Origin of the sequence: Tsukamurella hominis (assembly GCF_965137015.1) — a bacterium.
GTDB classification, from domain to species: Bacteria; Actinomycetota; Actinomycetes; order Mycobacteriales; family Mycobacteriaceae; genus Tsukamurella; species Tsukamurella hominis.
This window is the reverse complement of record NZ_CBCRZG010000004.1, coordinates 303782-329702: the sequence shown is the minus strand read 5'-3', so window position 1 is coordinate 329702 and position 25921 is coordinate 303782. Positions and strand designations below refer to the sequence as shown.

The following is a 25921-nucleotide window of genomic DNA, read 5'->3' as shown; positions in this document are numbered from 1 at the left end:
CGAGCAGCTCACCCGCCCGGACCTGAGTCCGCGAACGCAAGCCGCACCGCCCGCAGACCGCACTGATCCCGCCCCAGTACCCGCGCGGAGGCCCGTGGCGTGGCGCTACACCGCTTGCTGAATCGTCGGCCGCCGGCTCGTTGCTGGGGGAGCCGGCGGGAGCGCGGTGACGCGGCCGGCGCGGACGCCGTTGGCGATGACGACGATCTCGGCGAGTTCGTGGACGGCGACGACGGCGGCGAGGCCGAGGACGCCGAACAGTGCGAGCGGGATGAGGATCGCGATCAGCCCGAGGGACAGGGCCACGTTCTGCAGCATGATGTTCCGGGCCCGGCGGGCGTGATCGAGGGCCTGCGGCAGGGTCCGTAGGTCCTCACCCATGAGCGCGATGTCGGCAGTTTCGATCGCGACGTCCGAGCCCATGGCGCCCATGGCGATGCCGAGGTCCGCGGTGGCGAGGGCGGGGGCGTCGTTGACGCCGTCGCCGACCATCGCGGTGAACCGGTCTTTGCGGAGCTCGCCGATGATCCGGGCCTTGTCCTCGGGCCGCAGGTCGGCGTGTACGTCGTCGATCCCGGCGATCTTCGCCAGGGCGGTGGCGGTGGCGGTGTTGTCGCCGGTGAGCATCGCGACGGTGGCGCCGCCGCGGTGCAGGTGATCGATGACCTCGCGGGCTTCAGGACGCAGCTCGTCGCGGACGGCGACCGCCCCGATGACCTGCCCGTCGTCTTCGACGAGGACCGCGGTGGCGCCGCCGGCTTGCATGGCCGCGACCCGCGCTGCAAGTGGGCCCGGGTCGATCCAGCCGGGCCGGCCGAGCCGGGCGGGCCGCCCGTCGACGAGCCCGGTCAGCCCGGCCCCGGGGACGGCCTGCACATCGACCGCCGCCGGTATGCGGTCGCCATTGGCGGTGAGGATCGCCCGGGCGAGGGGATGTTCACTGTGGGCTTCGAGCGCCGCGGCGACGGCGAGCACCCGGTCCTGTTCCGGCGACCGGACGCCCGAGCCGAGGTCGCTCGCCTCGACGGAGGGGCCGGCCGGGTCGGTGGCCGGGTCGGTGATGGTGGCGATGTCGACGACGGCGGGGCGGTTCGCGGTCAGGGTGCCGGTCTTGTCGAGGGCGACCGTCCGCACCCGGCCGAGGGCCTCGAGGGCGGCGCCGCCCTTGACCAGGACGCCGATCTTGCTGGCGGCGCCGATCGCGGCGACGACGGTGACGGGGACGGAGATCGCCAGTGCGCAGGGGGAGGCGGCGACCAGCACGACCAGGGCCCGTTCGATCCACGTTGCGGGGTCACCGAGCAGGGACCCGAGGATCGCGATCGCGGCGGCGAAGATCATGATCGCCGGGACCAGGGGCTTGGCGATGGTGTCGGCGAGGCGTTGTGCGTCGCCCTTGCGGGACTGTTCGGCCTCGACGATCTGCACGATCTTGGCCAGCGAGTTGTTCTCCGCGGTGGTGGTGACTTCGACCGTGAGGGCGCCGGTGCCGTTGATCGTCCCGGCGAACACCTCGTCGCCGGGTCCGGCCTCGACGGGCACGGATTCGCCGGTGATCGCCGAGACGTCCAGGGCGGTGCGGCCGTCGCGGATCACGCCGTCGGTGGCGATCCGCTCGCCGGGCTTGACCAGCATCCGGTCTCCGACCGCCAGCTCGGCCGGGGAGATGGTGGCCGGGGTGCCGTCGCGCAGGACGGTCGCGGTGTCGGGGACGAGGTTGAGCAGCGCCCGCAGGCCGCGGCGGGTCCGTGAGACGGCGTACTCCTCGAGGCCCTCGCTGATGGCGAACAGCACGGCGAGCATCGCCGCCTCGCCGACCTCGCCGAGGATCACCGCGCCGACGGCGGCGATCGTCATCAGTATCCCGACGCCGATCTTGCCCTGGGCCAGGCGCCGCAGCGTGGACGGCACGAAAGTCCACGCCCCGATCAGCAGCGCGATCCACTCCAGCACCAGTGACAGGCGCTGCGGGCCGCCGGCCCACCCGACGATGTATGCGGCGAGTAGGAACACCGCCGCGGCCGCGGCGGCCTGCAATTCCCGCACCTGCCACCACTGCCCGGGAGCCTGCTCGTCCTCGCCGGCGGGCTCGTCGTGCCCGCAGCCGCACGCGTCACTCATCGCCGCACCACCTTCGCCGCCGAAGCCTCCTCGGTCGTCACAGCGTCCGGGCTGCAGCAGGTGGCGCTGTCGGTGCCGTAGTTCGGGCACAACGCGACCGCGTTGCCGGTCGCCGCGAGCAGCGTCTCCGCCGCCGCGAGCAGGTCCATCAGCTCCGGGCGGGCGAGGCTGTAGAACACCTGCCGCCCCTGCGGGCGGCCCTGCACCAGACCGCAGTCCCGCAGGCACGCCACGTGCGCCGACACCGTCGACTGCGCCAGGCCCAGCTCGGCCATCAGGTCCGCCACCCGGGCCTCGCCACCGTGGGCAAGCCGCGTCGCGATCGCCAGCCGGGTCCCGTCGGAGAGGCTGTGGAACAACGCGACCGCGGGATCGAGCTGCGCGCCCGTCGCCACCGAACACTCATTCATCGTCATACGACGATGATAGCGGTATTCTGTGGTGTAATCGAGTTCTCGCGAGGAACAGGCCGCCGATCGGTGGCCGTGAGCGGTGTTGGGAGCTGCTGGGTATGCCATCGATGTCGACGATCGAGTCCCTGTTCTGCCGCAGCACGCCGTGGGAGGCAGCGACACGGCGGTGGGTGTTGCCGTGGGCCTTGCAGGGCGTGCGCCCTACGGGGAGGGTGCTGGAGATCGGCGGCGGCGGCGGCGCGATGGCCGCGCAGCTGCTGGCGGCGAGCGCCCCTGCGGATCAGGTGCAGCTCACCGTCACCGACTTCGACCCGGTGATGGTCGCCGCCGCGCAGGATCGGTTGCAGCGCTTCGGTGACCGAGCGCAGGCGAGGGTGGCCGACGCCGCCGCGTTGCCCTTCGGCGACGACGAGTTCGACACCGTCGTCTCGTTCATCATGTTGCACCACGTCGTCGACTGGGAGCAGGCCCTCCGCGAAGCCGTCCGGGTGCTGCGCCCCGGCGGAACCCTGGTCGGCTACGACCTGCTCGGCACCGCGCCGGCGCGGATCCTGCACCGGCTCGAAGGCGCACCGCACCGGTTCATCGACCGCGGCCAGCTGCGCCCGCACCTGGCAGGCCTGCCGCTGCGGGAGGTCACCGTCCGGGAGAACGCGGCACTGACCCGCTTCCGCGCGACCCGCACCGCAGGCCGATGACCACGCCAGGGCCCGAACACCGGCTCGGCCGCGGCCATCACCACGGTGCGCGGCCCGAGCTGGACGGCCTCGAACAGGTGGAGGTCGCCGTGGCATTCGTCGACCTCGCCGGCTACAGCGTGCTCACCGAGATGTGCGGCGACCACGAAGCCGCCGAGCTTGCGCTCCGGTTGGCTGAGCACGCCCGTCGAGCCCTGCACCCGCAGGCCCGGCTGGTCAAGACCATCGGCGATGCGGTGATGCTCACCGCCGACACCACCGATGCGATGCTGGCCACGATCACCGCGCTCGCCGGGCACGCCGCCGACGAGGACGGATTCCTCGCCCTCCGCGCCGGAATCCACCACGGCACCGCCCTCCGACGCGACGGCGACCTGTACGGGCACGCGGTCAACATCGCCGCCCGCATCACCGCCCTCGCCGGCGCCGGCCACGCCGTCCTCACCGACCCGCTCCTGCCCGCCGCCACCCGCGCCGGTGTGCCCACCACCGCCCTCGGCCCGCGAAACCTGCGCAACATCAGCACCCCAATCGAACTGCACAGCATCACCTTCACCGACACCCGGCACCCGCACGACCCGATCTGCGGCGCCCGCATCGACCCGGCGACCGCCCCCGCACACCGGCACACCGACACCGGCCGATGGTGGTTCTGCTCAGCCGACTGCGCCCGCCGATTCGACCGCGCGACCGCCCCGGCCACCACCACTGCCGCTGCGACGACCTCCGTCACGTCACCCGCCGGGTCAGCGCTCACATCACGGGCAGGTGGCCGGTGATGATCTCGACCGTGCTGCAAGCCGTGGGCCTGTTCGTGGCCACCAACATCGACGACATCATCGTGATCTCCCTGTTCTTCGCCCGCGGCGCGGGCCAGCGGCACCTGACGGCCAAGATCACCGCCGGGCAGTACCTCGGATTCGCCGGCATCCTCGCTGCCGCAGTGCTGATCGCCCTCGGCGCCGGCGCCTTCCTCCCCGTCGCGGCGATCCCGTACTTCGGGCTCGTCCCCCTGATCCTGGGGCTGCGGGCAGCGTGGTCGAGCTGGCGCGAATACCGCGGCAGCGGCAGCGGCGATGGTGACTGCGCGACGGGGAAGGGGGCGGGCAACGCGGTCGGCGTCCTGGGCGTGGCGGGCGTGACCTTCGCCAACGGCGGCGACAACATCGGCGTGTACGTGCCCGTCTTCGCCAGCATCAACCACACCGCGATCGCCGCCTACTGCGTGGTCTTCGTGATCTTGGTGGGGGCACTGGTGTCCATTGCCCGGTACGTCGCCACCCGCCGCCGCATCGCCGAGATCCTCGAACGAGGGGAAAGCGTGCTGTTTCCCCTGGTGCTGATCACCCTCGGGGTCATCATCCTCGTCTCGGGCGGCGCATTCGGCCTGTAGGCAGGGTGGTCGGGGTCGCAGTGCGTCGGCACGGATCCATCGCTTCCCCGGGGTTGTGGGTAGTTCCCCGGCGGTGATTGCGCACCGAACCGGTGGAGTCGGGGGTGGTGCCGGGCCTGTCACTCCGCGGTGCAGGCGTCCTGGCAGGCTGGCCTGCATGGCCGACGAAGTGAGTGAGGATGATCTGGCGGGGATCCGTGCCCGGTTCCTTCCGGGGTGGTACGGGTCCCTGGATGTGGGGCCTGGCTGGTACCGGTTGATCGTCGATCTCGACCGGGAGCTGGCGGCGATCGACCCCGGCTACCAGCTGATTCAGATCAAGGAGAAGTTCGGCGGCCTGCGGTACTACGTCGAGTTCGAACCGGACCGGCCCCGGCCGGGTTTCGACGAGTTGATCCGGGCGGCGGAACGGCGGTCCGAGCGTATGTGCGAGCAGTGCGGCGGTGACGGTGGCCTCACGCGCCGCGGGAGCTGGGTCCGGACCCTGTGCGCCGCGGACGCCGAGGCGAGCGGATTCACCCTCGACGAGTCCGCACCGGACTAGAAGGGTCGGTGTGGGTCCGGGTGCACGGTGATCAGTCGTCGGTGTCTGGCAGGCGATGTCCGGCGAACCGGATCCACGGCACCGTCACGTCGTGATCGCCGAATGTGAGCGTGATGCTGACCTCGCGGACGCCCGCGGCGGTGAGGTGACGCTGGAGTGCGGTGAGGACCGCGGCGGTCGCGCGGGCGCCGACCTCTGCGGCTGTCGTGGCACCGCGTCGTCGAGCAGCTGGGCGGCCGTGCGGTACCGCTGATCGATCAGGTCCATCTCGGCGGTGATGGCGTCCACCCGGGCCCGCCGCTGCGGGTCGGCGAGAATCCGCGCCAGTCGCTCATCGCCGGAGATGAACCGCACTTCGTCGCCGCTTTCCGTCATGGTCGTCAGTATCCACTTCTGGGCCAGCTCTGGGTGCGGGTCATTTCGGGTGGACAAGTGCACCGGCCGCGCGGATCATCACCTTGCGTGGACGAGACGAGCGCCGGCGCCGCTGCGGCAGCGATACTCGACGAGCTCGTCGGTCCCTTCTACGACGCCGATGGTGTCACCGGGTACCTCGGTCTAGATGGCGATGACCTGGCGCGGATGGTCGCCGCGGAGCAGGTGATCTGGGTGCCGCTGGCCGGCGGCACACCGGTGTTCCCTGCGTGGCAGTTCCCCGACGGTCGCTGGGTGGATGAGCGGCTGCTGACCGTCTGGCAGGCCCTGCGGCGCGCCGCCGAGCCGTGGACGGCGGCGTGCTGGATGTGCGCGCCGTCGGCGGACCTCGATGACCAGACGGCGATCACCTACCTCACCCGCGGCCCGCGTGATCCCCGCCGCCTGGACACCGTCCTGGCACGTGCATCCGAGGACGGCGCCCGCTGGCTGCAGTAGGGGCGTGGCACCGGAGCGGTTACCTGGTACCGGTTTCGGCGGACCCTTCCTCGAGGACCTTCGCGGTGAGACCGCGGGCGTGTGCTGCGCTCCAGGCGGCGGCGAGGTTGTCGGCGCGGCTCTGCCAGGTCATCTCGCCGAGGTACTCGGCGTGCTGCTTCGTCGCATCGGTCCACCGCAGTTCCGCGTATAGGCGCCGGTATTGGCACCGGAGGACCACCCGCCCGAGAGCGTGGGGCGCGGTGCGGATGACGCGGTTGTGGCGGCCGCCTGCGGCGTCGTCCTGCTCTTTGGCCTGCACTGCCTTGTTCGAACCTTGGGGGACTCGCCAGTGGTGGTCTTCGCGGCTAGCGCGCCGTCGAGGAGCCGTACAGCCGCGCGGTATTGACGGTCGAGCAAGGCCATCTCTGTGGTGATGGCGTCTACGCGCGTCCGGCGCTCCGGATCGGACAGGATCTGGGCCAGCCGGCATTGCCTGAAACGAACTGCGCAGCCTCGTCGCTTGTCGCCATAGCGTCAGTATCCACCCACCGGACGGTGGTGAGCGGGGCGGCCAGCTTGTACGGATCAGGATTGGTTGCCTGCCATAGACGAGGCGGCCGCGATGGGACGGCGCAGGTGCTGGAATTTCGTCGCCTGGGCGTTACGCGGCTTGTGTGCATGTACACTGGCACTCGGTCAGGGTCCCGTCGGCGGCCGCAGCGTGACGCCATGCCTGATCGGGTGGGACCGCGCCGCCTTCCTCCGCGGGGGCCGGTACCTGCGTGCCAGCGGGCAGGGCACCGCGCCGCCAGAGCAGCGGCGCGGCGATCGCACCGGCGGCGGCGATCAGCGCGAGTACACCCCACGCGGGTACGAGACCGAATCGTGTGGCCCCCCAACCCGCGATCGGGTAGGCAATGAGCCAAGCGAGGTGCGAGAGCGAGAACTGCGCCGCGAACACGGAAGCAACGTTTGCCGGCGCCACAGCAGACCGCAGCACCTTTCCGGTCGGGGTGATAGCCAGCGCTGAGCCGGCACCGCTCGCCAGCCAGATCGCCGCGGTCACCGCCCAGCTCGGCCGGTCCACCGCAGCCATGGCAACCGCCGCAGTAGCCGCGGCGGTGAGCAGGCCCGCTCCGGTGAGCATCACGGCGCGGGCGGTCACCCGGTCGAGCAAGCGTGGTACCGCTAGTGCCACAGCTAGGGTCCCACCGCCGGACGCCGCCATCATCCACGCGACGTCGGACTCGGACCCGCTCAGTCGGTCACGGACGTAGTTGACGGTGTTCACCACCACGATCGAACCGGCCGCGGCGACAGCGAAATTGACCGCGATGACTCCTCGCAGGCTGGCGGTACCTGTGAAAATCCGCAGACCGGCGAAGATCCGGTCCGTTGGCCGCGTGGCGCCCGACGGTTTCGCGTTGGGTACCTTGGCTTGCAGCACCAGCACCGCGGACAGGACGAACCCGATCGCGGTACCGACGAAGAGCACATTGAACTCGATCACCAGCAACGCCAGCGCCGCCACGACCGGGCTGACCAGACTCTCCATCGTGTAGGCAACTTGCGAGGCCGACAACGCAGTGGTGTACTCGCGCTCATCGGTGATGATGTCGGGGATCACGGCTTGGAACGTAGGCGTGAACGCGGCCGACGCCGCCTGCAGTGATCCGATGAGCACGTAGATCTGCCAGACCTCAGTGACGAACGGCAACGCCAGCACGATCGCCGCACGGAACAGGTCCAGCGCAATCAGGAACGCGCGTCGCGGCAGCCGGTCGACGTACGCCGCCGCCACCGGTGCGATAACGACATAGAGAACCATCTTGATCGTCAGCGCCGTTCCCAGGACGACCGCTGCGGACGAGCCAGCGATGTCGTAGGCGAGCAGCCCGAGGGCGACCGTCGCTAGCCCGGTGCCGAGCAGCGCAACGATCTGCGCACTGAACAACAGGCGGAAATCGCGATGAGAAAAAGGCCCCACGATGGCTCCCAACTAGTTGGCGACGACGTCGATCGAACAGGGCCCGCAGCGCACGCCACCCCGGGCTCCGGAAAACCTAGTACTGCCTGAATCAGCGCTACTGATGGTGGTGCGCGCTCGCACCGCCAGTGACTGCACCGGTGGTGCCTCCGGTGGCAACGAGGGTGAAGTCCGCGGTCCGGACGGTGTCCTGATGTCGGAAATCCAGGAACAGCCGGTAGGTTCCCACGGAGGGAGCGACCGCGTGGAACCGGATCCGGGGACCTGCAGGCGTCTGCGGGTCCGACGGGCTCCCCTCGGGATGGATATGCAGGTAAGCGAGGTCACCGGCCCGCAACGCCACCAGGTGGCCGTACGCAGCAAGATAGGGCTGCAGATCGGTCACCGGGACGCCATTCCAGGTGACGACGGCCTGCAGCTCCCCGGCTTGGGCGGCAACGAGATCGCCCTCGAGCGTGACGGTGTAGTCGCCGCCGGTCCAGGCCCTTCTCAACTCAGGCAAGGGCCGAGGATGGAACCCGCCCGGCACGAACAGGTCGGCACCGAGCGTGAGCCCGTCCGGCGCGCCCTGCGGCACGAAATCGGCCAAGACCCGCCACACTCCCGGCGTGAGCGCCAGCTGCACAGTCCAGGACCCGGCACTGTCCATCGACGGATGGACGTGGTGAAAGACGCTGGTGTCGCGGCTCACAACGATCAAGTGCAACTGCTTGTCGTGACGTTCCTCGAAGGTGACTAGCGGCTCGCCGTCGGGCCCGAGGATCACAAAGCGAAGTTCCACGGTCCCGGCGTCGACGATCTGGATCGCCGGTTCGAAGCGATAGCCTCGAGCGGCGACCTGCAGCCCCTGTGGCACTTCGGGCCCAACGCCGTGACCGGCGTGTCCTGTGTGATCGGTATGCGAACCGTGCTCCATAACGTGCTCCTTCGCGGAAACGACAGCCACCGGGACGACACCCCGGGTGGACTCATGATCGGACGAGACGGGTGATCGCGGCAGTCGCTTCGTTCAGCTTGGTGTCGAGTTCCTGCTGGTCTGAGCGGGCGGCCTGGACGACGCAGTGCCGCATGTGGTCATCCAGCAACGCCAAGGCGAGCCCTTGCAGGGCGCTCGTCGCGGCACTGATCTGGGTCAGGATGTCGATGCAATACTGGTCCTCATCGATCATCCGCTCAATGCCACGCACCTGTCCCTCGATCCGCTTCGCCCGCATCAGATAGCGCGACTTATCGGTCAAATACCCGTGCTGCGCCGCACAGCACTCGGCCCGCTCGACCGCAACCGCGGGGATATCGGTGCTCACGCCGAGGCCGCCGTAACGTACTTGTGTGGGTCGGCGTCGAACCGAGGCCCGCACCCGGCGCAGCACAGGTAGTACCGCGTGCCCTCGAAGTCGCGGTAGAGGCCCTTGCTGACAGCGGCAGACTTGTCCACCACCGTGCCGGTCATGACGGGGCACTCCGCCGTGTCGGTACCGCCTGTGCCCGCCTGCCGGGCGCTGCGGGTCAGCTCGAGCGACTGCTCGCCGGGGCCGGTGTGCCCACAGCAAGACTGTCGGTGTGCATTGTCGGTCATCGTCGAACTCCTTCATCTCAGGCCCCCCGACCGTCTCACATTCACCTGAACGGGTACCCCAGCCGGGTACCCCGAATATATACCCCGGCGGGGTATTGACCGCAAGGGTTGCTCGGGATCGGCCGCGCGACCACCGCTCCGGCGCACTCGCCGCGACAGGAGGGCCTAGACATACCCGCCTGGGGTATGTTAAGCATGATTTGGAGATACCCACAGGGGGTATCTGAACTGGGTAGGAGAAGGCGATGACGACCAGCGAATACCAGGTGACAGGCATGACCTGCGGCCACTGCGAAATGTCCATCCGTGAGGAGGTCAGCCTTATCCCCGGTGTCGAGTCCATCGAGGTCAGCGCGCAGACGGGTCGGCTGCGTGTCACGGGAGCGCAGCAGGTGACCGACGAGCGGGTTCTCGCCGCGGTGGAAGAGGCTGGCTACTCGGCAGTGCGCAATCCATGAGTGCCATGCGCAGGCTGATCGTCTACGTGGTTGCGGTGACCGGTGTCTTCGCCAGCGCGTATGTGATCGGTGGGGTGGCAGTACCCGACTCGGCGGTCGCGCGGTGGGAGCACCGTGCCCCCGGTGGATCGCCCGCCGTGCCGGCGAGTGAACCGGGCGCCCCGCACGGTGGCGGCCACCAGCAGTGACGCAATGAAGCAGCGCGGGCCACAGGCCTGGCGATAGACCGCAAGTACGGATCGAGGAAAATGATGAGTGTGTCAGCGCCGTCGGGCGGCCGTAGTGTCGAGCTGGACATCGGCGGGATGACGTGCGCCTCGTGCGCGAACCGGATCGAGCGCAAACTCAACGGGCTCGATGGGGTCGAGGCCACGGTGAACTACGCCACGGAGAAGGCGAAGGTGCACGTCCCCGAGGGTTTCGATGCGCAGGCGCTGATCGACGAGGTGGCAAAGACCGGCTACTCGGCGACTCTCCCGCGGTCCTCGACGCCGGGGGCTGGAGGACCTGGTGCTGGGGTTGCCGGCGAGGACATGGACCCGGAGCTGACGTCCCTGAGGCAGCGGCTGATCGGCTCGGCTGTGCTGGCGGTGCCGGTAGTCGCGATGGCGATGGCACCGGCCCTACAGTTCACCTATTGGCAGTGGGCATCGCTCACGCTCGCTGCGCCAGTGATCGTCTGGGGTGCCTATCCGTTCCATCGGGCGGCGTGGATGAACCTCAAACACGGAACCGCCACCATGGACACCCTCATCTCGATGGGCACCCTAACAGCGTTCCTGTGGTCGCTGTACGCGTTGTTCCTCGGCACCGCCGGCACGCCCGGGATGACACACGGGTTCGAGTTCTCGATCGCTCCGTCGGACGGAGCAGGCAACATCTACCTCGAGGTCGGCGCAGGGGTCACGGTGTTCGTGCTCGCCGGCCGCTACTTCGAGAAGAGGTCCAAGCGGCAGGCCGGAGCAGCATTGCGCGCGCTCCTCGAGCTCGGCGTCAAGGACGTGGCAGTGCTGCGTGACGGCGCGGAGGTTCGGATCCCGGTCGCCGAGCTGGCCGTCGGCGACACCTTCGTGGTCCGACCGGGGGAGAAGGTCGCCACCGACGGGGTGGTCACGTCCGGATCCTCGGCCATCGATGCGTCGATGCTGACCGGCGAGTCCGTCCCGGTCGAGGTCTCCGTTGGGGACACGGTGACCGGAGCGACGGTCAATTCCGGAGGACGGCTTGAGGTGCGCGCCACCCGGGTCGGAGCGGATACGCAGCTCGCGCAGATGGCCAAGCTCGTCGAGGACGCGCAGACGGGGAAGGCCGAGGTGCAACGGCTCGCGGACCGGATCTCGGGTGTGTTCGTGCCGATCGTCATCGCGATCGCGTTCGCCACCCTCGGCGCGTGGCTCGGTGCTGGCTTCCCCGTCGCGGCCGCGTTCACTGCCGCGGTCGCCGTGCTCGTGATCGCCTGCCCGTGTGCACTTGGACTGGCCACGCCGACAGCGCTTCTCGTGGGAACGGGTCGTGGAGCCCAGATGGGTGTACTGATCAAGGGCCCGGAAGTGCTCGAGTCCACCCGCAAAGTCGACACCATCGTGCTCGACAAGACCGGAACGGTCACGACCGGCAAGATGACGCTGGCCGAGGTGATTGCAGAGGACGGCACCGACTCTGACGAACTGCTACGGCTAGCCGGTGCATTGGAGAACGCCTCCGAGCATCCGATCGCCCAGGCCATTGCCGCCGCGGCTCGCGACAGTGGCGGAGAACTGCCCACACCGGAAGGTTTCGCCAACGTCGAAGGACAAGGGGTGCAGGGCGTGGTCGACGGGCATGCCGTGATCGTGGGCCGCGAGAGTTTCCTGGCTGACTGGGCACTCGAACTGTCCCCTCGGACGGCGGCCGCGAAACGGGACGCCGAATCGGACGGTAAGACCGTCGTGGCGGTTGGCTGGGACGGTCAGGCGAAGGGCATCCTCGTTGTCGCCGACGCGGTCAAGCCGACCAGCGCCCAGGCCATCAGCGAACTGCGGGCCCTGGGCCTGAAGCCGGTGCTGCTCACCGGTGACAACGCCGCCGTCGCACAACGAATCGCGGCTGAAGTCGGCATCGACGAGGTCATCTCCGAGGTGATGCCGCAGGACAAGGTGTCGGTGGTCAAGCGCCTGCAGGATCAGGGCAAGGTCGTCGCCATGGTCGGCGACGGCGTCAACGACGCACCTGCGCTGGCCCAGGCCGACCTGGGCCTGGCAATGGGAACCGGCACCGACGTCGCGATCGAAGCCTCTGACATCACGCTGGTGCGCGGCGACCTGCGCAGCGCCGTTGACGCGATCAGGCTCTCTCGCAAAACGCTGAGCACGATCAAGACGAACCTGTTCTGGGCATTCGCCTACAACACCGCTGCGATACCGGTCGCTGCGGCGGGCATGCTCAACCCGATGCTGGCCGGGGCCGCGATGGCCTTCTCCAGCGTCTTCGTCGTCGGCAACAGCCTGCGGCTGCGTGGCTTCACCAGCGTCGCCAACTAACGTCGCCCCGGCCCCGGCCCCGGCCCTCCACCGCGGAGGGACCGGGGCCCTGCGTATCGGAACACCGCAGCACAGACTCCTGACAGCAGGTCACCGACGATGCATTCCCGCCGCAGCGGCCACGTCCGCTTCGCGGGCCGCGGGATCGGGCACACTCAGTGCGCCGGCTCGATGGAGCGCCCGCAACGCGAGTGCCGCGCCGGAACCGACGATGATGAGCACCAGCCAGATCAGCGCCGGGAACCCGAGCCGGTCCCCCAATGACATGAGCGCCCCGGTGCCGAGGTTGCCGGCCAGGATCCCCACGCCGACCACCGTGTTGTAGAGCCCGTAGTGGGTAGCGACGAGTCGATTGCCGGAGAGGCTGACGACCGTGTCCATCTCGAATGGGAAGACGGTCGCCGTGGCTATCGCCAGGCCCGCTGCCGCCAGCAACAGCGCCGCGATGGCGGCGACCTGCCCGGTCAGCGTTGCGGTCGGCACTGCTAGTAGCGGCACGAACGCCACCGTCATGAGCGCCATCCCGAGGCTGAGGCTGCGGGTGGGCCCGAACCGGCTCCGGAACCAAGCGGTGATCCGCAGCTGCCCGGCCACGGCGATCACACCGGTTACCACGAATACGGCCGCCACAAGGTAGGTCGACGCTTGCTCGCTGCTGGTGATCGACGCCGCGTGCAGTGGCAGCGCTAGATAGACCTGGAAAGAGAGCACGTAGGAGCCGATCATCGCGCACGAGAACAGCACGAACCGCCGGTTGCTGGCCACGGTCCGCCAGTCGGCAAGCACCGACGGCCGCGGCTCGGCTGTGGCTCTGCGGTCGCGCCGATCGCGTGGCAGAGCCAGGATCTGCGCGACGGTCAGCACGCCGAAGACCCCAGCGGCGACCGCCGATGTCACCTGGAAGTCGAAGGCCATCAACGCTACCCCGACCAGCGGGCCGATCAGGATGCCGCCCTGGTAGAAGATGTTGAAGATCGCGAAGGCTTCGATGCGCCGGTCTCCGGCGTCAGCGGCCAGGTACGCGCGCACCGCGGGGTTGAACAGTGCCCCGGCGAATCCGGTAGCTACGGATGCGATTAGCAGTGCAGGCAGCGATTCGACCGTCGCCAGCAGTACGAACCCGATGGTCCGCAGTAGGCACCCGGCGACGATGAGCGGCTTGAAGCCGAGTCGGTCGGCGAGGGTGCCGCCGATGAGGAACATCCCTTGCTGGGAGAAGTTCCGAATTCCCAGCACCAACCCGATCGCCCAGCCGGCGAGCCCGACGGGGCCAGCGAGGTATCCGGCTAGGTAGGGCATGAGCATGTAGAAGCCCAGGTTGATGGTGAATTGGTTGACCATCAACACCTGGCTGGGCCGGTCGAAGGTCCGGAACGTGGCGATGGGCCCCCTCATACGACGGTCAGCGGGTTGCGGACGTTGGTGGTGCGGGACCAGCGGGTGACCACGGTCCTGGCTGGGTCGGCGATGGTGATCGGCGCCAACGGTGGTGCGAGCGTCGGGTCGATGTTGTTGGCGTGGCAGTAGGCGTCGCTGTAGACGGTTCCGTAGTAGCGCTGGGGGCCGTCGGGGAAGATCGCAGCAACGACCGTGTCCGGCGAGCGGGTGCCGGCGATCCACCCGGCGACCTGGGCTACCGCACCGACGCTCCAGCCGCCGGTCGCGTAGTGCGTCGATGCCAAGGTCCGGCACGCCCACACCGACTCCTCGGGCGCGACCCAGTGCACTTCCGAGAACGCCGAGTAGTCGACGTTCTCCGGATAGATGCTCGAGCCAAGGCCACGCATGAGTCGCTTGTGCGCGGGCTGGCCGAAGATCGTCGATCCGATGGTGTCGACTCCGACGAGTTGCAGGTCCGGCAGGAACTGCCGCAGGGTGCGGCTGACCCCGGCCGAGTGTCCGCCGGTGCCGACCGAGCAGACGAGCACATCGATGTGCCCGAGCTGGGTCAGCAGCTCGAGGGCCAGCGGCTGATAGGCGCTGACGTTGTCCGGGTTGGTGTACTGGTCCGGGCACCACGCGGTCGGGTCCGCAGCCAGGTGCTCACAGACCCGGTCGCGTCGGGCTTGCTGCCATCCGCCCGCCGGATGAGGTTCCGTCACCAGGTCGACCTCGGCGCCGTAGGCGGCGAGCATCTGCGTCAGGATCGGCTCCAGCCCCGGGTCGGTCACCAGCGTCACCGGATGATCGTGCACGATGCCCGCGAGCGCCAGGCCGAGCCCGAGCGTGCCGCTGGTCGACTCCACGATCCGTGCGCCCGTCGTGAGATCCCCCCGTGCCTTGGCCCGTTCGATCATGTGCAGGGCAGGGCGGTCCTTCATGCCGCCGGGATTGAACCCCTCGAGTTTGGCCCAGAACCCGTGCCCGGCCGGCGCGAACGGTTCGGCGATCCGCATCACCGGAGTGTTGCCGACCAGGGCCGCCGGGCGCTCCGAGACAGGTCCGATGTCGAGGAGCGACCGGGCGGGCAACGGCGGGTGCAGCAATGACAGTGGGGGGCGAGAATCAGGAACCGTGGTCACTTCGGTGCTCACGTGCTGGGGTCCTTTCGGAAGCGGAAAAGGGCGGCACAGGTGTGTGGCACGCCACCCGGCGCGACGGTCTTGCAGGACCAGGACGGTCAGCGTGAGTCGGCAGATGGCGTGCCCGTGGCCCGCCGGGTGAAGACGTGCCACCGGTGATCAGTCCGGTGAGGGGTATCTGATCGCCCTCGACTGTGCGTGCCCTAACCAGGCCGTTACGTGTGCTCAAGATCAAGATTTGCTCAAGAACCGCGCCTCGGGTCGATCCTGGGCATACGGTCAGGCCACGATGGAGGCATGGATGCGATTGTTGCCGAGCCCAAGCCGACGGCGGTGACCGAACCGCGGCCGAAGCTGGGCCTGCGCGCGATGGTTGTCGAGGACGAGCCGGACCTCGCCGAGGTCATCGCCGACTACCTTCAGCGCAGTGGTTTCGATGTCGAGATCACCGGCGATGGAGCGGCCGCAGTCGCCGCCGCGCACCGAACTCCACCGGATGTCGTCGTCCTCGACCTCGGGCTGCCCTCGCTCGACGGTGTCGAAGTGTGCCGGCAACTGCGCACCTTCTCGGACGCCTACGTTGTCATGGTCACCGCCCGCGCCGACGAAGTCGACACTCTGGTCGGCCTGTCCGTCGGGGCGGACGACTATCTGACCAAACCGTTCAGCCCGCGGGAGCTGATCGCCCGAATCGAAGCAATGCTGCGCCGCCCCCGCGCCGGAACCGTCAACGGGCCCGCCATGCCCCAGGGCGCGGAGCGCCGCATCGGGGATCTGCTAATCGACCCGAACGGTCGGGAGGTGAGCGTCGCCGGTAGACCCGCGGCTCTCACCCGCACCGAGTTCGACCTTCTCGACGTCCTCTCCCGCCGCCCGGGCATGGTGTTCAGCCGCGACCAACTGCTCGCCGAACTCTGGGGACCGACCTGGGTCGGCGATGCACACGTCGTCGACGTCCACATCGCCAGCCTGCGTCGCAAGCTCGGCGACACCACCACCGAGCGGCGTTACATCCGCACCATCCGCGGCATCGGTTACCGAATGGGTGACGGCCGGTCGAAGCAATGAGCGCGCCCCGATCCGACGCACGGCGCACCCGTCGCCCACGTTCGGGGTTCACCACCAGGCTGTTCATCGCCCAGACCATCGTCATCGCCGCTGGCGCTGGGGCCTCCGCGCTGGTGGCGTGGACTGTCGCACCGCACCTGTTCCACACCCACATGGCCCACGCCGGCCTGCCGACCACCTCACCCCAAGCCAAACACGTCGAGGAGGCGTTCGCCTCCTCACTGGTGGTATCCGTCTCGGTCGCCCTGTTGAGCTCCGTGGTCCTCGCACTGGTCGTCAGCTGGCTGATCACCCGCCGCGTCCGACGCTCCATCGGCGCCGTGGTGACCTCGACGGCGAACATCGCCGCCGGCAACCACGCCATTCGCGTCCCGCCCAGCCGCCTGGGCCGCGAATTCAGCGACCTGACCCGCAGCGTCAACCGACTCGCCGAGCAAATCGATACCACCGAAGAGATCCGCCAGCAGATGCTCTCCGACCTCGCCCATGAACTCCGGACGCCGATCACCACCATCACCGCCCAAATCGAAGCCGCCGAGGACGGCATCCGCACGCCGGGCGCGCAAATGTACGGCGTCATCCGCAGCGCCACCGGCCGCCTCAAGCGACTCGCTGACGACATCGACGCCGTCTCCCGCGCCGGCGAACGACAACTACGCGTCGAAGCAGAGCCGACCGCGGTCAACGACATCACCACCGCCGCGGTCCGAGAAGCGCAACCCGGCTACGACGCCGTAGGTATCCACCTCGGCCTCGGACCCACCACCACCGACCTCGTCGACGCCGACCGTGCCCGCATCGGCCAGACCCTCGCGAACCTGCTCAGCAACGCACGCCGACACACCCCACCGGGAGGCAGCGTCACGGTCAGCAGCCGCCGCCGCGACCACAACCTCATCGACATCATCGTCGAGGACACAGGCGAAGGCATCGCCAGCGAACACCTCCCACACATCTTCGACCGCTTCTACCGCACCGACACCTCTCGCAGCCGCGACGCCGGCGGCAGCGGTATCGGCCTGACTATCGCCCGCGCGCTCGCCGAGGCCCACGACGGATCCCTCACCGCCACCAGCCGCGGCCCCGGACAAGGCGCCCAGTTCACCCTGACCCTGCCGGTCTACAAACGCCGCAACACCAAGCGAGAACACCCACCACCGGAACCCGGTACAGCCTCGAGCCCACTACCCCGACCGCCCCTTCAACGAACCCCACAGAGAATCCCTGCCAGAAAGACGAACCGATGAACCCGAAACGACTGATCACCACCGCCGCCGTCACCGCCACTATTGCCCTCGCCGTCACCGCCTGCGGCGACGACATGTCCACGATGAACATGAACGACGACACCAGCACTACCCCCACCTCAACCCAACCGTCGATGCCCGCAGGCCACTCGATGAGCAGCTCCCCGACTTCATCGCCGACACCTCACACAAGCATGCCGGGTATGTCGGGTATGCCAGGGATGGGCGACGGCAGCCCGACAGTCAGCCCCGCTGCCCCCTAAGCAGGGCCGCCCCCGACTTCCTCGACGTCAAACCAAGGAACCAATTCATGACACCGGTGACCAGACGAACAGCCCTCTTCGGCGGTCTCGCCGCGCTCAGCGTCGGCGCGCTCGCCGCATGTGGCGACAAGACCGCCAGCACGCCGAGTGGTGCCTCTCGTGCGCTGCAAGGACCGCCACTACAGGCCACACCCCAGGCCGGACAGAAGGTCGTTGAGACGACCCTCACCGCGCGCGAGACCACCGTAGACCTCGGCGGTATCACCGCCCGTACCTGGGCCTACGACGACGCCCTCCCCGGCAAGGTCCTGCGCGCCAACGCCGGAGACTTCCTCCGCGTCACCCTCGACAACAAGCTTCCCGCCGACACCACCATCCACTGGCATGGCATCCGCCTGCGTAACGAAGCTGACGGCGTTCCCGGCGTCACCCAGGATGCTGTGCGCCCCGGGGGGCGATTCGTCTACGAGTTCACCGCCCCGGACGCCGGCACCCACTACTTCCATCCCCACGTCGGTGCCCAACTCGACCGTGCCCTCTACGCTCCGATCATCATCGACGACCCCAATGAACCAGGCGCCTTCGACGCCGAGTGGATCGTCGTCCTCGACGACTGGACCGACGGCATCGGCAAGAACCCTGACCAGATCCTTGCCGACTTCCAAGCCAAGACCGGACCTTTGCAGACCGGAATGGGCGGGATGGGTGGCATGGACCACTCCTCGATGCCTGGCATGGGAAGCTCTCCGCTGGGCGATGCTGGCGACGTGGTCTACCCGCACTACCTCATCAACGGCCGAATCCCTACGGCGCCGACCGAGTTCCGCGCCAAGCCCGGACAACGCATCCGCCTGCGGATCATCAACGCCGGCTCCGACACCGTCTTCCGGGTCGCCCTTGGCGGTCACACGATGACCGTCACCCACACCGACGGACACAGGGTCAACGACATGCAGGCCCGCGCGCTCTTCGTCGCTATGGGGGAACGCTACGACGTGACCGTCACCGCAGGCGACGGCGCGTTTCCGCTAGTCGCCGCCGCCGAAGGTAAGAAGGGCCAGGCTCTGGCAGTCCTGCGCACAGGCTCCGGCGCCGCACCCGCCGCCGACATTCGCCCCGCGGAACTGGACGGCCCGGTCCTGCTCGGCGCCACCGAACTCACCGCCGCCGACTCCGCGCGCCTTCCTGACGCCCAGCCCGACTCCACGATCAAGGTCACTCTCAACGGCCAGATGGACCCGTACGCCTGGGGCATCAACGGCAAGAAGCACGGCGAAGACACGCCTCTGCGCGTCAGCAAGGGCCAGCGACTGCGGATGCAGATCACCAACGAAACGATGATGCTCCACCCCATGCATATCCACGGCCACACCTGGGGCCTCCCCGGCAGTGGCGGACTGCGCAAGGACACGGTGCTCATCAAGCCCATGGGCTCGGTCGAGGTCGACCTCGACGCGGACAACCCCGGAACCTGGGCCCTGCACTGCCACAACATCTATCACATGGAGATGGGCATGATGACCACCCTCAAGTACACCTGACGCGACCGACGTCTCCGCGGCTGCCCCCGATGGCGAGTGCGACCGACCAGCCACCAACTACTATGCTACTTAGTAGTTGGTGGCTGGTTCGTTAGCCGCCGAGAAGGGGTGAGGATGCGACGACAGTCCACACGGGCATCGCTGGGCGATGATGACCGTCCCCCGAGCGGCAGCTCGAGTCTGCGCCGGTGCGCCGGTGTGATCGCGGTGCTTGTGGTCGCGATGCTGCTCGGCGGGTGCGTTCAGCTCAGCGACCGGGCACGCGATGGCGGGATCATCGCTCCGGATGGCAAGGCCAGGCACTTCTACCCGCCCGAGCGGCGCAGCGTCGTCGGTGAGCTGTCCGGACGTAGTGTCACTGATCCCGGGGCCACGCTGCGACTGTCGGACTACGCCGGAAAGGTCGTGGTGATCAACGTCTGGGGCTCCTGGTGCGCCCCCTGTCGTCTCGAGGCTCCTGCTCTGGAAAAGGTGTACACGGCGCGCAAGTCCAAGGGTGTGCAGTTTCTCGGTATCGACGTTCGTGAAACCGCCGGCGACGATGCGGCGCGGGACTTCATCCGCTCCCACGGGCTGACCTATCCGTCGATCTACGATCCCCCTGGCAAGACGCTGCTCGCGCTCGGTGAGCAGTACCCGACCACAGTAGTGCCGATGACCTTCGTCCTTGATCGGCAGCATCGCGTGGCCGCGGCATACCTGACGACGATCGACGAGAAGACCCTCACCGATGCCGTGGACCGCGTCGCCGGGGAGGGCTGATGGGACAAGCCTTTGCCGACGCCGCCGTGTCAGGTCCGCTGATCCTGGCGATCGGGGCATGCCTGCTCGCCGGGTTGGTGTCCTTCGCCTCGCCGTGCATCGTGCCCCTTGTTCCCGGCTACTTGTCGTACCTCGCGGGGCTGGTCGGCGCCGAGGCTCCAGCGACGTCGATCGCAGAGCTCGGCGGCAGCGGAAAGGCGGTAGACCGGTCCGGTCGGTGGAGAGTGCTCGGCGCAGCCGCGTTGTTCGTCGGCGGGTTCACAGCGGCCTTCCTCTTGATGACGATGTCGGTGTTTGGTCTGGCGGCGACGATTCGGCTCAATGCAGAGACGCTGATGCGGATAGGTGGGGGAATCACCATCATCATGGGCTTGGCGTTCATCGGATTGGTCCCGGCACTTGCCCGCGAGGTGCGTTTTGCGCCACGACCCTGGACCACGCTTGCCGGTGCCCCGCTGCTGGGCGGGGTGTTCGCGCTCGGCTGGACTCCCTGTATCGGTCCCACCCTGGCGGGGATCATGTCGATCATTGTGGGCACCAACGCAGCGCCGGCACGCGGTGCCGCGCTGGTGGTGGCCTACTGCGTAGGCCTGGGCCTGCCGTTCATCGCACTCGCCGTCGGATCGACCGCCGCGGTGCGGGCCGTCGGATGGCTTCGCCGCAACAGCCGACGCATCCAGGTCGCCGGCGGCGTGCTCATGATCGCCGTCGGACTCGCCCTGGTCACCGGCTACTGGTCCGACTTCGTCGACATGGTCCGGCGGCTCTTCGTCTCCAACATCGTCATGCCGATCTGACAGGAATCGCCGTCGACACGCACCAACCAGTACGCCCGCGATCGCCCAGACGACTCGCGACGAGCAGCACCACCACGGTCCAGAATTGAGGAGATCTCACTCGTGACCACGCAGACAGCACGAAGGCTCCCATCCGCGACATCCACTCGGTGGGGGCCGGCTCATTGGCCGTGGACGCACACAGCGGTCAGGCTACTTCTGGCTGCCGCCGGCGGCGGAGCGATGTTCATCTCGTTCCCACCCACCGCGCTGTGGGGAGCGGCGCCGGTCGGTGTCGCGCTCGTGGTCGCCGCCGTGTGGGGCTGCGGAATCGGCCAAGCCCTGCTGTACGGCTACGCCGCGGGGCTGGCGTTCTTCCTGCCCTTGCTTCCGTGGGTAGGCATCTACGTTGGGGCTGGGCCGTGGATCGCGCTCGCCGCGGTCGAAGCCGTCGCGGTAGCGGTGTTCGGCGCCTTGGTCAGCCGGATGGTGGTTCTCCCCGGCTACCCGCTGTGGTGCGCCTGCGCGTGGACAGCGACGGAGGCACTGCGCAGCCGCCTGCCATTCGGCGGGTTCCCTTGGGGAAAGTTGGCGTTCGGGCAGACCGATGGGCCTCTCGTACAGTTGGCCGCGATCGCCAGCGCACCGGCCGTCTCGTTCGCGGTCGCCCTCATCGGGTGCTCCGGTTTCGCCGTGGTCCGCGCGGCACTGCGGAGGTCACCGCGCGCTGCTGTCCGTGCGTCGCTTGGTGGCATCCTCCCGTTCGCCGGCGCAGCACTCCTAATCGCGCTACCAGCGTACGAACCGCGAGCGAGCGTGACCGTTGCGGTGATCCAAGGCAACGTTCCCCGCCTAGGACTGGACTTCAATGCTCAGCGTGCCGCAGTGCTCGAGAATCACCTACGACGCACCGAGGACCTCGCCAGTGCCATCGAATCTGGCCAGATGCCCCGGCCCGCCATGATCGTCTGGCCCGAGAACGCCTCGGATATCGACCCGCTGCGCGATCGGCAGGTGCGCGCGCGGATCGATGAGACGGTCAACAGGCTCGGCGTACCTGTCCTCGTCGGTGCAGTGCTCTCCGCCGACGACGGCACATCACGCAACGTCTCCATCGTCTGGAACCCCGGCTCCGGTCCTGGACAGCAACACATCAAGCGGCGACTGGTGCCCTTCGGGGAGTACCTACCGATGCGGCCGCTCGCGACCCGCCTGTCCGCATACGCCGACAAGGCCGGCCGGTTCGTGCCTGGCGATGGTGACGGCATTGTCACCCTCGCTGGCATACCGACCGCGGCTGCCATCTGCTACGAAGTGGCCTTCGACGACCTCGTCCGTGAATCTGTACGCGGTGGAGCCCAGCTGATCACCGTGCCCACTAACAACGCGACCTTCGGCCGCACGGCCATGTCGTACCAACAACTGGCGATGTCCCGACTGCGGGCCATCGAGCACCGCCGCACCGTCCTGATCGCCGCGACGAGTGGCGTCAGCGCTGTCGTGACCCCGGACGGGACGGTCACCGACCAGTCCGCACTGTTCAGCGCGGATACTCTGATCGCGACTGTTCCCCTCGACGACCGGCTCACACTCGCCACCCGCTGGGGCGCGTTGCCCGAAGCGGTCACGTCCGCCCTGGCCGCTGCGGCCCTGATCGCCGCAACGGTGATCAAACGGCGCGCACGTCGCACCACCGGTCTCAAACAGTCGGTCCCCGCCGATACGACGCCCGTGCCCATCGACGAGCAGAAGACACCATGAGCGTCGCCCTTCCCCCCGGACCCGACGAGTGCGCCTCAACCCCGCCGTGGCATCGCCGGCACCGGTACGCACTGGCCCTTATTGCGATCGCTGCCGCGCTGCTGCTCATCGCCGTCTCGACCGCGCATTCGCTCACGGAAAAACCAGGAGACCACGATACCGCCTCCACCGGCACCCGCACTGGAACCGAGGCCCCACTCCAGGCCAGCTCAGCCCGCGGTGTACCTAAACCGCAGTGCGGCGGAACGAAATCGGTATCAGCCCGATCCGTTGGGCCCCTGGCAGATCTGTCCGAGCCCTGCCTCACTACCCCCGATGTGATCAACCTCGGACAACTCACCGCAGGCAGAACCACTTTGCTCAACTTCTGGGCGTCCTGGTGCGGGACGTGTCGCGAAGAAATGCCGATCCTCTCGCGCTATGCCCAACGCCCCGAAGCAGTCCAGGTACTCGGGATCAACGTCCGCGACGTCGAGAGTTACGCTCGTACCTTCGCCACCGATCTCGCCCTCGCGTACCCGAGCATCATCGACGCGGACGGCGCGGTCGCGAGGACACTGCAGATCCCGCCCCTGCTGCCGCTGTCCTTTCTCGTCCGCCCCGACGGCTCCGTGCAGCGGATCGTGGACCCGCTGGTCTTCCGATCAGTACAGGACATCGAGGACGCTGTTGCTAGGGCGCAACCCTCGCTTCCGGGCAAGTGAGCGCTTCAGTCGATGGAACGGTCAGAACACCCACCCGCACCTGCTCGACGACTCGCCGCGCCTGGTACCTGTACCGGCGGAGCGGGTGAGAGTACCTCGCCTGCGGACCTGGCGGGCTCGACCACTCACCATAAAGTACTATGCAAATTAGTAGTTGCGTGATGAGGCGGGTCGAGGGAGGCTGAATGGTTCTGCAACGGCGAACTCTGCTGGCGCGGACGGCAACCGGAATCGGAGCCGTCGCGATCACGTCCGCCTGCGGTGCCGAGCGGGGCGCGGTGCCGCTGAGCGGATCCTCGTCCTCACCGAAACCGTCGGGCGCCGTGCCACTGATCGAGCTGGCGCCGGCCGACGGCGCCGCGGAGGTCACACCCCGCACACCGGTCACTGTGCGTGTCGTGGGCACCGGCGCCCTCGCCGAAGTCACGCTCACCAACGAGGCGGGACGCGCCGTTGCCGGCACGTTGGACGCACCGCGCAAATCCTGGTCGGCCGGTGAGCCCCTTGGATTCGGCCGCACCTACCGCTTGCGAGCGGTCGCGGTCGATGAGGCAGGACGCCGGACCGAACGGCAGAGCACGTTCACCACTCTCGCGCCACAGGCGCAGGCGACGATGGAGCTGGCAACGACGGCGGGCACCCCGGTCGGCGAAGGGCGGACCTACGGTGTGGGGCTGGTGCTGGTGGCGAAGTTCGACACCGACATCGCAGACCGCGCCGAGGCAGAACGTCGTATGAAAGTCACCTGTACACCCGCGGTCGAGGGAGCGTGGTGCTGGGTCTCGAATACCGAAGCGCATTGGCGACCTGAGAAATACCACACGCCGGGCACTCAGATCACCGTGGACGCCGCGCTATACGGTGTCCGCCTGGGCGAGCGCCTCTACGGCGCCGAGGACGTGCGTGCCAGTGCGACCATCGGCGCCTCGCATGTCTCGATCGCCGACGACGCGACCAAGACGGTCACCGTCTACGACGGCGGTAATCTCGTCCGTACGATGCCCACCTCCATGGGCATGGGCGGCAGCGAGATCATCAACGGCAACACCATCAGCTTCTGGACCCAACGGGGCATCTACACCGTGATGGACAAGGCGAACCCGGTGGTGATGGACTCGTCCACCTACGGGCTACCGATCAACTCGCGCTTGGGGTACAAACAGACGATCAACTACGCGACACGGATCAGCACAGACGGTATCTACCTGCACCAACTCGACAGTTCTGTGTGGGCGCAGGGCAACACGAACACTTCCCACGGGTGCCTCAACCTCAACGGTGACAACGCTCGATGGTTCTTCGACTTCTCGGTCCCCGGCGACATCGTCGAAATCCGCAACACTGGCGGCGCACCTCTCGAGCAATGGCAGAACGGTGACTGGAGTGTGCCCTGGCAGCAGTGGACCAAAGCCAGCGCCCTGGCGTCGTCGGAAGGCCGCTGACCAGGACGGAGAATGGGCGAGGCAGTCCGGATCTGTCTGAGCACATCCCGGTAGCCCCGCCGACTCGTCACAACGTCATCACCCATATCGCCACCGCGATCGCGGCCGTAGCACCTGCTGCGACTGCGGTACGCCCCCACCGAGTGTGCGGGTCGGAGCGCAGCGGAAACAGCACCTGCCGGACCAGCGCGTAGGCAGCGAGTCCGATCACGAAGATCGCTCCCGAGTGCCGGACGCCCAGGAACAGGAATTCGGCCCCTATCGCCAGCGTCCCGCACGCCGCAGCTTCAAACAGCTGCACCGGATAGCGTGAAGCGGCCACCCTCCGATCCGATGACCACAGTGACCACCGCGACACGGTGACCTTTCCAGCGCAACAGCCGGTCAGCCAACACCCCGGCCTCCCGACGGCCATCCCTGCGAGCAGTGCCGGGGCAGCAGAATCGAGCACCGCGCCCCATGACAGTCCGATCGCCGGCGCCCCCATCACCAAGACCACCGCGGCAGCGGCGTTGAACCCCTGAATGCAGGCTCCGGAGGACAGCAGCTTCCGTAGCGGCATCCGATGGATTGCCAAGAACCACAACCGCGCGCCGAGAAACCCCACAGCACAGGCCACACCGCTGATCCCCACCGCCGCGAATGCAGAGCCGCCAGCGAGGGAGACGTTCACTGCCATGAGCGCGACCGCGACGACAGCGCCGAGCCCCACCAGCAGCGGCCAACACCACGCTGCCACCGCGGGCCCGTGTGCCAGAGGCGCGAACACCGTCCGGACCCGCATCTGCTGGTCCGGAAGCTTCATCTCGCCCGCCAGCTCGCCCGCCTGCGTCGCAGCCGGTGTCCACGCTGCTCGCACCCGAATATCCCACTCGCCTGCCGGGATCCCCGATAGCCGCTCGGTCACAGCGACCGGCCGCCCGCGGGCCGCCGCGAGACTGACATCGCGCTGGCAGGTGAATCGCCCTTGCGTATCGTCGGCCTCGGCGCCGATCCGTAGGCCCTCGTACTGCATCCGGAGCGCACCGGGAGCGCTGACCGCGTCTAGCACGTACGTAGCGGACAGTCCTTGTGGCTCCGCTTCGTTCACTGGGTCGCAACCGCCCACCGGACCGGTGATCGTCGAGATCCTCTCCGACGCCTGCACCGCGTCATGCCGCACCGGCGCGCCGACGGATTCGGTCACCGTTGGAAGGCCCACGTCTGGATCCGGCACGCTAGAGAGATGTTTCATCGATCAGGCCTCTCCCGAGATTGAGCTACTAACACGC

Annotated in this window: 26 protein-coding genes; 16 read left to right on the top strand and 10 right to left on the bottom strand. The window is 68.2% G+C overall.

The features are described from left to right. Window positions 1-105: 105 nt before the first annotated feature. Both ACM9LD_RS08320 and ACM9LD_RS08315 read right to left on the bottom strand, forming a co-directional pair. On the bottom strand, window positions 106-2121 hold the full coding sequence (locus ACM9LD_RS08320) for a heavy metal translocating P-type ATPase (protein ID WP_019201610.1): 2016 nt from the start codon (window positions 2119-2121) through the stop codon (window positions 106-108). Then, the gene (locus ACM9LD_RS08315) at window positions 2118-2537 is read right to left on the bottom strand and encodes an ArsR/SmtB family transcription factor (protein WP_051158840.1); all 420 of its coding nucleotides are present in this window, start codon (window positions 2535-2537) and stop codon (window positions 2118-2120) included. Before ACM9LD_RS08315 ends, ACM9LD_RS08320 begins: the two co-directional genes overlap by 4 nt. A 95-nt stretch (window positions 2538-2632) precedes the next feature. Between ACM9LD_RS08315 and ACM9LD_RS08310 the strand changes: the two genes are divergently transcribed. The 6 genes from ACM9LD_RS08310 to ACM9LD_RS08285 all read left to right on the top strand — a co-directional run bounded on the left by ACM9LD_RS08310 (window position 2633) and on the right by ACM9LD_RS08285 (window position 6042). Next, window positions 2633-3232 (top strand): class I SAM-dependent methyltransferase, encoded by a 600-nt coding sequence (locus ACM9LD_RS08310; RefSeq protein WP_040765948.1) that lies wholly within the window; start codon window positions 2633-2635, stop codon window positions 3230-3232. Next, a complete protein-coding gene (locus tag ACM9LD_RS08305; RefSeq protein WP_068537260.1) occupies window positions 3229-4011 on the top strand; it encodes an adenylate/guanylate cyclase domain-containing protein in 783 nt (260 codons plus the stop codon). Before ACM9LD_RS08310 ends, ACM9LD_RS08305 begins: the two co-directional genes overlap by 4 nt. Continuing rightward, window positions 4008-4625, top strand: a complete 618-nt coding sequence (locus ACM9LD_RS08300) for a cadmium resistance transporter (protein ID WP_068526155.1) — start codon at window positions 4008-4010, stop codon at window positions 4623-4625. Before ACM9LD_RS08305 ends, ACM9LD_RS08300 begins: the two co-directional genes overlap by 4 nt. A gap of 157 nt (window positions 4626-4782) precedes the next feature. Next, complete coding sequence (locus tag ACM9LD_RS08295) at window positions 4783-5169, top strand: hypothetical protein (protein WP_126195756.1); 387 nt, start codon at window positions 4783-4785, stop codon at window positions 5167-5169. 91 nt (window positions 5170-5260) lie between these two features. Then, window positions 5261-5422 (top strand): hypothetical protein, encoded by a 162-nt coding sequence (locus ACM9LD_RS08290; RefSeq protein WP_415676219.1) that lies wholly within the window; start codon window positions 5261-5263, stop codon window positions 5420-5422. Between the two features lie 209 nt (window positions 5423-5631). Next, window positions 5632-6042: a hypothetical protein gene (locus tag ACM9LD_RS08285; RefSeq protein ID WP_019201617.1), complete on the top strand. Its 411-nt coding sequence runs from the start codon at window positions 5632-5634 to the stop codon at window positions 6040-6042. A 19-nt stretch (window positions 6043-6061) separates the two neighbouring features. Here ACM9LD_RS08285 and ACM9LD_RS08280 read toward each other — a convergent pair whose 3' ends face one another. From ACM9LD_RS08280 to ACM9LD_RS08260, 5 genes are all read right to left on the bottom strand, one after another. Next, window positions 6062-6343: a hypothetical protein gene (locus tag ACM9LD_RS08280; RefSeq protein WP_019201618.1), complete on the bottom strand. Its 282-nt coding sequence runs from the start codon at window positions 6341-6343 to the stop codon at window positions 6062-6064. Between the two features lie 342 nt (window positions 6344-6685). After that, entirely contained in the window at window positions 6686-8011 is a 1326-nt protein-coding gene (locus ACM9LD_RS08275) for an MFS transporter (protein WP_019201619.1), read from the bottom strand. A 97-nt stretch (window positions 8012-8108) separates the two neighbouring features. Next, entirely contained in the window at window positions 8109-8927 is an 819-nt protein-coding gene (locus ACM9LD_RS08270; protein WP_040765953.1) for a hypothetical protein, read from the bottom strand. Window positions 8928-8979: 52 nt separating this feature from the next. Then, window positions 8980-9315, bottom strand: coding sequence for a metal-sensitive transcriptional regulator (locus ACM9LD_RS08265; protein WP_019201621.1), 336 nt, complete (start codon window positions 9313-9315; stop codon window positions 8980-8982). Then, on the bottom strand, window positions 9312-9587 hold the full coding sequence (locus ACM9LD_RS08260; protein ID WP_019201622.1) for a YHS domain-containing protein: 276 nt from the start codon (window positions 9585-9587) through the stop codon (window positions 9312-9314). Before ACM9LD_RS08260 ends, ACM9LD_RS08265 begins: the two co-directional genes overlap by 4 nt. Before the next feature lie 245 nt (window positions 9588-9832). Here ACM9LD_RS08260 and ACM9LD_RS08255 point away from each other — a divergent pair, with 245 nt between their 5' ends. Together ACM9LD_RS08255 and ACM9LD_RS08250 are read left to right on the top strand one after the other, a co-directional pair. After that, window positions 9833-10045, top strand: a complete 213-nt coding sequence (locus ACM9LD_RS08255) for a heavy-metal-associated domain-containing protein (protein WP_019201623.1) — start codon at window positions 9833-9835, stop codon at window positions 10043-10045. Window positions 10046-10302: 257 nt separating this feature from the next. Next, window positions 10303-12564 carry a heavy metal translocating P-type ATPase gene (locus ACM9LD_RS08250; RefSeq protein ID WP_371190617.1) on the top strand — a complete coding sequence of 754 codons (2262 nt, stop codon included), beginning with the start codon at window positions 10303-10305 and terminating at the stop codon, window positions 12562-12564. A 90-nt stretch (window positions 12565-12654) separates the two neighbouring features. Here ACM9LD_RS08250 and ACM9LD_RS08245 read toward each other — a convergent pair whose 3' ends face one another. Continuing rightward, window positions 12655-13947, bottom strand: a complete 1293-nt coding sequence (locus tag ACM9LD_RS08245; RefSeq protein WP_175546284.1) for an MFS transporter — start codon at window positions 13945-13947, stop codon at window positions 12655-12657. Window positions 13948-13955: 8 nt separating this feature from the next. Further along, window positions 13956-15035 carry a PLP-dependent cysteine synthase family protein gene (locus ACM9LD_RS08240; RefSeq protein WP_051158972.1) on the bottom strand — a complete coding sequence of 360 codons (1080 nt, stop codon included), beginning with the start codon at window positions 15033-15035 and terminating at the stop codon, window positions 13956-13958. Window positions 15036-15383: 348 nt separating this feature from the next. Here ACM9LD_RS08240 and ACM9LD_RS08235 point away from each other — a divergent pair, with 348 nt between their 5' ends. The 8 genes from ACM9LD_RS08235 (at window position 15384) to ACM9LD_RS08200 (ending at window position 24650) form a co-directional block, all read left to right on the top strand. Then, window positions 15384-16154, top strand: a complete 771-nt coding sequence (locus tag ACM9LD_RS08235; RefSeq protein ID WP_051158842.1) for a response regulator transcription factor — start codon at window positions 15384-15386, stop codon at window positions 16152-16154. Then, window positions 16151-17401 (top strand): sensor histidine kinase, encoded by a 1251-nt coding sequence (locus tag ACM9LD_RS08230; protein ID WP_019201628.1) that lies wholly within the window; start codon window positions 16151-16153, stop codon window positions 17399-17401. The genes ACM9LD_RS08235 and ACM9LD_RS08230 overlap by 4 nt, the downstream gene beginning before the upstream one ends. A gap of 310 nt (window positions 17402-17711) precedes the next feature. Next, complete coding sequence (locus ACM9LD_RS08225; protein WP_019201630.1) at window positions 17712-19205, top strand: multicopper oxidase family protein; 1494 nt, start codon at window positions 17712-17714, stop codon at window positions 19203-19205. A 198-nt stretch (window positions 19206-19403) separates the two neighbouring features. After that, complete coding sequence (locus tag ACM9LD_RS08220; RefSeq protein ID WP_019201631.1) at window positions 19404-19967, top strand: TlpA disulfide reductase family protein; 564 nt, start codon at window positions 19404-19406, stop codon at window positions 19965-19967. Further along, on the top strand, window positions 19967-20764 hold the full coding sequence (locus ACM9LD_RS08215) for a cytochrome c biogenesis CcdA family protein (protein ID WP_019201632.1): 798 nt from the start codon (window positions 19967-19969) through the stop codon (window positions 20762-20764). The genes ACM9LD_RS08220 and ACM9LD_RS08215 overlap by 1 nt, the downstream gene beginning before the upstream one ends. 222 nt (window positions 20765-20986) lie before the next feature. Continuing rightward, complete coding sequence (gene lnt / locus ACM9LD_RS08210) at window positions 20987-22504, top strand: apolipoprotein N-acyltransferase (RefSeq protein ID WP_019201633.1); 1518 nt, start codon at window positions 20987-20989, stop codon at window positions 22502-22504. Continuing rightward, on the top strand, window positions 22501-23208 hold the full coding sequence (locus tag ACM9LD_RS08205; RefSeq protein WP_081585946.1) for a TlpA family protein disulfide reductase: 708 nt from the start codon (window positions 22501-22503) through the stop codon (window positions 23206-23208). Before lnt ends, ACM9LD_RS08205 begins: the two co-directional genes overlap by 4 nt. Before the next feature lie 185 nt (window positions 23209-23393). After that, a complete protein-coding gene (locus ACM9LD_RS08200) occupies window positions 23394-24650 on the top strand; it encodes a L,D-transpeptidase (protein WP_019201635.1) in 1257 nt (418 codons plus the stop codon). 67 nt (window positions 24651-24717) lie between these two features. Here ACM9LD_RS08200 and ACM9LD_RS08195 read toward each other — a convergent pair whose 3' ends face one another. Further along, entirely contained in the window at window positions 24718-25836 is a 1119-nt protein-coding gene (locus ACM9LD_RS08195; protein WP_158635062.1) for a prolipoprotein diacylglyceryl transferase family protein, read from the bottom strand. Window positions 25837-25921 lie beyond the last annotated feature (85 nt).

Excerpts from the sequence above, each read along its gene's own strand:
- ACM9LD_RS08320 (WP_019201610.1), bottom strand. The coding sequence starts at position 2,121 with ATGAGTGACGCGTGCGGCTGCGGGCACGACGAGCCCGCCGGCGAGGAC.
- ACM9LD_RS08315 (WP_051158840.1), bottom strand. The coding sequence starts at position 2,537 with ATGACGATGAATGAGTGTTCGGTGGCGACGGGCGCGCAGCTCGATCCC.
- ACM9LD_RS08310 (WP_040765948.1), top strand. The coding sequence starts at position 2,633 with ATGCCATCGATGTCGACGATCGAGTCCCTGTTCTGCCGCAGCACGCCG.
- ACM9LD_RS08305 (WP_068537260.1), top strand. The coding sequence starts at position 3,229 with ATGACCACGCCAGGGCCCGAACACCGGCTCGGCCGCGGCCATCACCAC.
- ACM9LD_RS08295 (WP_126195756.1), top strand. The coding sequence starts at position 4,783 with ATGGCCGACGAAGTGAGTGAGGATGATCTGGCGGGGATCCGTGCCCGG.
- ACM9LD_RS08270 (WP_040765953.1), bottom strand. The coding sequence starts at position 8,927 with ATGGAGCACGGTTCGCATACCGATCACACAGGACACGCCGGTCACGGC.
- ACM9LD_RS08260 (WP_019201622.1), bottom strand. The coding sequence starts at position 9,587 with ATGACCGACAATGCACACCGACAGTCTTGCTGTGGGCACACCGGCCCC.
- ACM9LD_RS08255 (WP_019201623.1), top strand. The coding sequence starts at position 9,833 with ATGACGACCAGCGAATACCAGGTGACAGGCATGACCTGCGGCCACTGC.
- ACM9LD_RS08235 (WP_051158842.1), top strand. The coding sequence starts at position 15,384 with ATGGATGCGATTGTTGCCGAGCCCAAGCCGACGGCGGTGACCGAACCG.
- ACM9LD_RS08230 (WP_019201628.1), top strand. The coding sequence starts at position 16,151 with ATGAGCGCGCCCCGATCCGACGCACGGCGCACCCGTCGCCCACGTTCG.
- ACM9LD_RS08225 (WP_019201630.1), top strand. The coding sequence starts at position 17,712 with ATGACACCGGTGACCAGACGAACAGCCCTCTTCGGCGGTCTCGCCGCG.
- ACM9LD_RS08215 (WP_019201632.1), top strand. The coding sequence starts at position 19,967 with ATGGGACAAGCCTTTGCCGACGCCGCCGTGTCAGGTCCGCTGATCCTG.
- lnt (WP_019201633.1), top strand. The coding sequence starts at position 20,987 with ATGTTCATCTCGTTCCCACCCACCGCGCTGTGGGGAGCGGCGCCGGTC.
- ACM9LD_RS08205 (WP_081585946.1), top strand. The coding sequence starts at position 22,501 with ATGAGCGTCGCCCTTCCCCCCGGACCCGACGAGTGCGCCTCAACCCCG.
- ACM9LD_RS08200 (WP_019201635.1), top strand. The coding sequence starts at position 23,394 with ATGGTTCTGCAACGGCGAACTCTGCTGGCGCGGACGGCAACCGGAATC.